Source organism: Actinomyces sp. Z5 (genome assembly GCF_003287795.1).
Classification (GTDB): Bacteria; Actinomycetota; Actinomycetes; order Actinomycetales; family Actinomycetaceae; genus Actinomyces; species Actinomyces glycerinitolerans.
On sequence record NZ_QMIN01000063.1, the window covers coordinates 53,821 to 60,060 of the forward strand.

Annotated in this window: 5 protein-coding genes; all 5 read left to right on the forward strand. The window is 69.4% G+C overall.

Annotation, left to right across the window (positions count from 1 at the left end):
* Nucleotides 1-49: 49 nt before the first annotated feature.
* On the forward strand, nt 50-1,399 hold the full coding sequence (locus DRB06_RS08785) for a CpsD/CapB family tyrosine-protein kinase (RefSeq protein WP_111819728.1): 1,350 nt from the start codon (nt 50-52) through the stop codon (nt 1,397-1,399).
* 401 nt (nt 1,400-1,800) lie between these two features.
* Complete coding sequence (locus DRB06_RS08790; protein WP_108967815.1) at nt 1,801-2,622, forward strand: aldo/keto reductase; 822 nt, start codon at nt 1,801-1,803, stop codon at nt 2,620-2,622.
* Nucleotides 2,623-2,672: 50 nt separating this feature from the next.
* Nucleotides 2,673-3,515 (forward strand): HAD-IIA family hydrolase, encoded by an 843-nt coding sequence (locus tag DRB06_RS08795; RefSeq protein ID WP_073332862.1) that lies wholly within the window; start codon nt 2,673-2,675, stop codon nt 3,513-3,515.
* Between the two features lie 193 nt (nt 3,516-3,708).
* Entirely contained in the window at nt 3,709-5,559 is a 1,851-nt protein-coding gene (locus tag DRB06_RS08800) for a folylpolyglutamate synthase/dihydrofolate synthase family protein (protein ID WP_111819729.1), read from the forward strand.
* 187 nt (nt 5,560-5,746) lie between these two features.
* The gene (gene ndk, locus DRB06_RS08805; protein WP_111819730.1) at nt 5,747-6,181 is read left to right on the forward strand and encodes a nucleoside-diphosphate kinase; all 435 of its coding nucleotides are present in this window, start codon (nt 5,747-5,749) and stop codon (nt 6,179-6,181) included.
* Nucleotides 6,182-6,240: the final 59 nt, after the last annotated feature.

Here is a 6,240-nt window from a genome sequence, read left to right on the forward strand (position 1 = left end):
TCTGACGGCGCCGTTCCTCCCTGTCGTGATCCTAAGTCGGTGATGCGAAATGACGCTGGAGAGCTTCATATCCCTGACTCGTCGGCGCGCCGGCGTGCTGCTGGCGGTGATTGTTGCCTGCGTGCTTGCCGCCGCCGTCGTGGTGCGGGTGACGCCGGTCACCTACACCGCCTCCGCAGTCGCCTACGTCCGGGTCAATGTGCCCGTCGGAGCGCAGGACGACACGGAGGCGCACTACGCCGCAACCCAGATGGCACCCCGAAAGATCACGGCGATCGTTCCCGTCTTCACCTCGGAGGCGGTCGGCCAGCGGGTCGTGGACGCGCTTGGTCTGGATGCGACGGCCGCGAGTGTCGCTCAGTCACTGACGGCGACGCACGCCGAGGACACGGCTACCGTAAGCGTGTCGGCGACGGCGACTTCCGCGGCCGAGGCGCGCTCGGTCGCGGACGAGGCGGTCCTCCAGGCCGCGCATGAGGTCAGCGAGCTCGAGGGCGAGACCTCGCCGGTGGAGGTCATCCTCATGACTCCCTCCAGACTCTCCGGTGTCACGCGTTCGCCGAACGCCTGGGCCTACCTGGGTCTGGGCGCGCTCGGCGGCCTCGTGCTCGGATATCTGTGGATCATCTTCCGCGAGCTGTCGGACAGGCGCCTGCACGGCGCGAAGGCTGTCATCGCAGCCGGCCGCGCCGCGCCACTCGGCGCCGTCCCATCGTCGAGGTCGATCGCCGAGGACGGCCCGCTGCGGGGTGCCGACCCGGATACCGAGGAGGAGCTGCGTCGCCTGCGGACCAATCTGCTTCACGTCGGACCGAAGGGCGACATCCGGGTACTGGTCGTGAGCTCGGCGAGGAGGCAGGAGGGGCGTACGACGGTGTCGGTAGGCCTCGCCCGCGTGATGGCCGCGCTGGGACGGCGGGTCGTCCTCGTCGAGGGGGACCTGCGCGCCCCTTCCCTGGCCCACGTTCTCGGACTGCCCGAGGACGGCCCCGGATTGTCGCAACTGCTGGAGGGTGCGGCGAGCCTCGAGGAGGTACTGGTGAGCACCTCCACGCCCGGGCTGGAGATTCTTCCCGCCGGCGCGACTCCGTCCAACCCGTCCGAGCTGCTTGCGTCCGCCGACATGTCCGCACTTTTGCAGCGTTTGAGTACTGCACACACGGTGATCATCGACTCGCCGCCGCTGCTGCAGTTCACCGACGGTGCGATTCTCGCCGAACAAGCCGACGGGGCCCTGATGGTCGTGCGATCGGCGCGGACCACCGGCGAGGACCTGAACGATGCGGTGCTGGCAGTCGAGCAGGGCGGAGCCGAGGTACTTGGAACCGTCCTCAACCGCGCGCCGGCATCCCGCCGCGGGCGTAGACGTGCTGCTGATCAGGGACGCCGAAAGTCCTGACCCGCGCGAGGCGACCGGCTTCGGGGCGATCCCGTGCGTGGTGGCCCAAAGTGTCCAGGATCGGCATAAACGACTCCGCCGTCGCCGGCGGCCATGGGAAGAACGTTGGAATCATGCGGTTTTCAAATCGGCCCCTGCGGTCGTCGACGGCCTTTGTGCCGGATTCGGACATTCCGTCCCCCGGCGGGGCGCCCGGGCGCGCGCCACCCACCCCCACAAACCGGAGTATCCCGTTTACCACTGGATGCTCACCGACTACGTGCGTTGGCGCGACCATGGGTGTATCCATGCCGGCGGGGCCCGGCTGGTCAGCCGGCTCGGTGACAATCCCCGGCAGGCCTACGAGCTGGGCAAGTCGATCTGAGAACCAGGAACACTTCAACCGAACAGGACCAATTCCCATGGAGTACGTCGAACTGAACAACGGAGTGGTGATGCCGGTGCTGGGTTACGGCACCTATTTGACCCCGCGGCGCGTGACCCAGCGCCATGTTGCCGACGCCCTGGACGCCGGCTACCGGCTCATAGACACCGCTCAGAACTACGGCAATGAGCGCGAGGTCGGGGCCGCGGTACGCGCATCCGGGCTTGGCCGCGAGGAGATCTTCATGACCTCGAAGACCCAGACCAGCGGTTACCGGTCCACCCGCGCGGGCATCGAGGATTCCCTGGCGGCCGCCGGGCTGGACTACTTCGACCTGATGATCATCCACTGGCCCAATGCCGACAGCCGCGGCACCTACCGGGCTCTGGAGGAGGCGTACCGGACCGGCCAGTTGCGCGCGATCGGCCTGTCCAACTTCAACCGGAAGCAGGTCCTGGAGATCATCGACACAGCCGACGTCGTCCCCGCCGTCGACCAGATCGAAACCCACCTGTACTGGCAGCAGTGGGGCATGCACGACTTCCTCACCTCCCACGGGATCGTCCACGAGTCCTGGTCGCCGCTCGGCGAGGGGCAGTCGGGCATGCTCCGCGATCCGGTCCTGGTGCGGATAGGCCGGACCCACGGCAAGAGCCCGGCGCAGGTGCTGCTGCGCTTCCTCACGCAGAACCGGATCGTGTCGATCCCCAAGTCGCTCAACCCGGAGCACATCCGCGAGAACCTCAACATCTTCGACTTCCGGCTCAGTGACGAGGAACTCGGCGCGATCCGAGCCCAGGACGCCAAGCGCTCTCAAAGCGGATGGCCTGCCGCGATGTCCACGGAGGAACACTACTGAGCCGCGCCAGCGGTACGCACGCCGGCGGAACGCAATGGCAGGATTACCCCATGGCCTCACCAACGCTTCCCGCCGACGACGCGACCACCGCCTCGCTGCCGCTCGACGAAATGCCCCCGGTCACCGCCTGGTTGTCCGACATGGACGGTGTGCTGGTGCGGGAGAACCGCGCCCTGCCCGGCGCGCAGCAGTTCCTGGACGCCCTGGAGCGCAAGGGCATGCCCTTCCTGGTGCTGACCAACAACTCCATCTTCACCAACCGGGACCTGTCCGCCCGGCTGGCCCGCTCCGGGCTCTCCGTGCCCGAGGAGCGCATTTGGACCTCCGCCAACGCCACGGCGGCCTTCCTGACCCAGCAGTCCCCGGCCTCCACCGCCTACGTGATCGGCGAGGCCGGTCTGACCACGGCGCTGCACGGCGCCGGCTACATCATGACCGACCAGGACCCGGAGTATGTGATCCTGGGGGAGACCCGCACCTACGACTTCAACGCCATCACCCGCGCCATCCGGCTGATCGAGGGCGGGGCGAAGTTCATCGCCACCAACCCCGACGTCAACGGCCCCTCGGACGAGGGCACGCTGCCGGCGACCGGCGCCGTCGCGGCCATGATTCAGGCGGCCACCGGTCGTTCCCCCTACTTCGTCGGCAAACCCAACCCGGTGATGATCCGGGCCGGGCTGAACAAGATCGGCGCCCACTCCGAGGCGGCCGCAATGGTGGGGGACCGCATGGACACCGACATTCAGGCGGGCGTCGAGGCGGGCCTGCGCACGCACCTGGTGCTGTCCGGCTCGACCACTCTGGAGCAGGTCGAGGCCTTCCCCTTCCGGCCCTTCGGCATCCATGGGGGCATCGGCGAACTCATCGAGCTGGTCGAGGCCGAGCGCTGAGAGGCCGGGTGGCCGAGGCCACCGCCTCTCGCCGAGGTCGGTAGAAATAACCACCGAGATCGGTCGTTGTTACCACCGGGCCGGTCAATACCGTTCCGGTTCCGGTCAGGGCGCCAGCACCTGCCCCGCCCTCCCCGGAGCCGGTCATCTAGGCTGGCCCGCGTCGTCGAGCAGGAAGCAGGAACAGCAGCACATGAGCAGCAAGCAGCAACACGACCGGGGTGCTCACGCCGGCGGCCAGGCCGAGTCACACCCCGGCGCGGCCTTCGGCATCCCCGCCGGCGCCAGCGGGGAGGACGTCGTCGACGCCGTCTACGGGCCCGGCGGCACGCACTCCGGTATCGACCCCGACCTGCTGCCATATCTGGAGGCTGCCGACGCCACCGACGGGCGGTCTCTGGCCGAGGTTGCCGACGCCGATGCGGCCGCCGACCGCAGCCGCGCGCAGGCCGAGGCGGAGGACCTGGCGGCCCTGCGCGAGCTGGTGGCCGCCAACATGGTGCCCGGCGGCGACCTCGAGCGCCTGGACGCCCTGCTGGCGGAGGTCGACGACGATGAAACCGACGACTGGGAGGACTGGGAACCGGTCCTGCCCGATACCGCCCCGGACGCCGCGGTCGGCTCCGACGCCGAGCGTCACCGGGCCGACCTGACCGCGGCCGCCCACGCCGTCGAAGTGTCCCAGCGACTGCGTGAGGTTGAGGCGGAGATTCTCTCCCGCGCTCCCGAGCACCAGGTGCAGCCCTCGCTGGACCGGGTGGCCGCCGTGCTCGACATCCTGGGCCACCCCGAGCACAGCTACCGGATCGTGCACATCGCCGGCACCAACGGCAAGACCTCTACCGCTCGCATGACCGAGCGGCTGCTGGCCGCCACCGGCATGCGCACCGGGCGCTTCACCAGTCCGCACCTGGCCACCATCCGTGAGCGCATCGCTCTGGACGGTGAGCCCATCAGCGAGGAGGACTTCATCGCCGCCTGGGAGGACGTCGCCCCCTACATCGAGATGGTCGACGCCCGTTCCCGGGCCGCCGGCGGGCCGCGGCTGAGCTTCTTCGAGGTGCTCACCGTGATGGCACTGGCTGCCTTCGCCGACCACCCCGTGGACGTCGCGGTGATCGAGGTCGGCATGGGCGGTACCTGGGACTCGACCAACGTGGTTCCCGGCGACGTCGAGGTCATCACCCCGATCGGGCTCGACCACGCCGCTTGGCTCGGTACCACCCTGGAGGAGGTCGCCGCAAATAAGGCGGGCATCATCAAGGATGGCGCCACGCTGATCTCCTCCCGGCAGCTTGAGCCGGTGCAGGAGGTGATCGCCGCGGCCGCCGCCGAGCATCAGGTCGTGTGGCGTCGTGAGCTCGACCCGGAGGAGGACCCCGAGGCCCCCGACGCCGGCGTGCTGCGCGTGCTCGACCGCGCCCTGGCGGTGGGCGGCCAGATGGTTACCTTCGCCACGGCCGCCGCCGTGTACGAGGACGTGTTCGTGCCCCTGCACGGGGAGTACCAGGCCCACAACGCCCTGCTCGCCCTGGCTGTCGCCGAGGCCGTCTTCGGCGGCCGGCCCCTGCCCGCCAAGATCGTCGAGGACGGCTTCACCTCCGTCACCAGCCCCGGTCGCCTGGAGGTGCTGCGCTCCAGCCCGACCGTGATCGTCGACGCCGGTCACAACCCACACGGCGTCGCCGCCCTGATCCCGGCGGTCGAGGAGGCCTTCGGCTTCCAGCACCTGGTTGCCGTCGTCGGCGCCATGCAGGACAAGGATGTGGAGGGAATTCTGTCCGTCCTGGAGCCGGCCTGCGACGCCGTCGTGTGCGTGCCCATTGACTCCCCACGTGCCATGGACACGGAGGACTTGGGTGCGGTCGCGCGCGAGGTGTTCGGCGCGGATCGGGTGGTGGTGGCCCCCACGCTGGCGGCCGGTGTGGAGCAGGCGGTGAACCTGTCCGAGGGCTTCGACGCCCCGATGACTGCCTCCGGGGTGCTGATTGTTGGGTCCGTGGTGCTCGCCGCCGAGGCGCGCGCCCTGTTCGGCAAGGCCTGAGCCCCGTCCCGGCGCGTCCGGGGCGCCGCCCAGCAGGAAGGCCTGGTCGGAGATGATGGCCCGTCCCGGCGCGTCCGGGGCGCCGCACCCGGCACTACGCGTCGCCGGAACCATCTACACTCGGTCGGACCGTCGGCATTTGCGCCTGCGGACGCTCTCCAGTCCTCGCTACGACAGAAGGAACGTCATGACTGACGCCCCCGAACGCATCCTCATCCTGCTCAAGCCCGACGCCGTGGAGCGGCACCTGGTCGGCGAGATCCTGCGCCGCATCGAGGCCAAGGGCTACGAGCTCACCGCCTTGAAACTGGTGCTCCCCACCGCCGAGGTTCTGGCTGCCCACTACGCCGAGCACGTCGATAAGCCCTTCTATCCCGGGGTCGTGGAGTACATGACCCGTGGCCCGGTCGTCGCTGCCGTCGCCGAGGGACAGCACGTGGTGGAGGGGGTGCGTTCGCTCATGGGGGCGACCGACCCGACGTCCGCGGCGCCCGGCACCATCCGCGGAGACCTCGGCCGCGACTGGGGCACCAACGCCATCCAGAACCTGGTGCACGGCTCGGACTCGCCCGCCTCCGCCGAGCGTGAGATCGCGATCTGGTTCCCCGAGCTGGCGAACTGAACCGAGCTGCGGACGCAGCGGGAAGGCATGTGGGGTCGCCACCAGTGCGGTGGCGACCC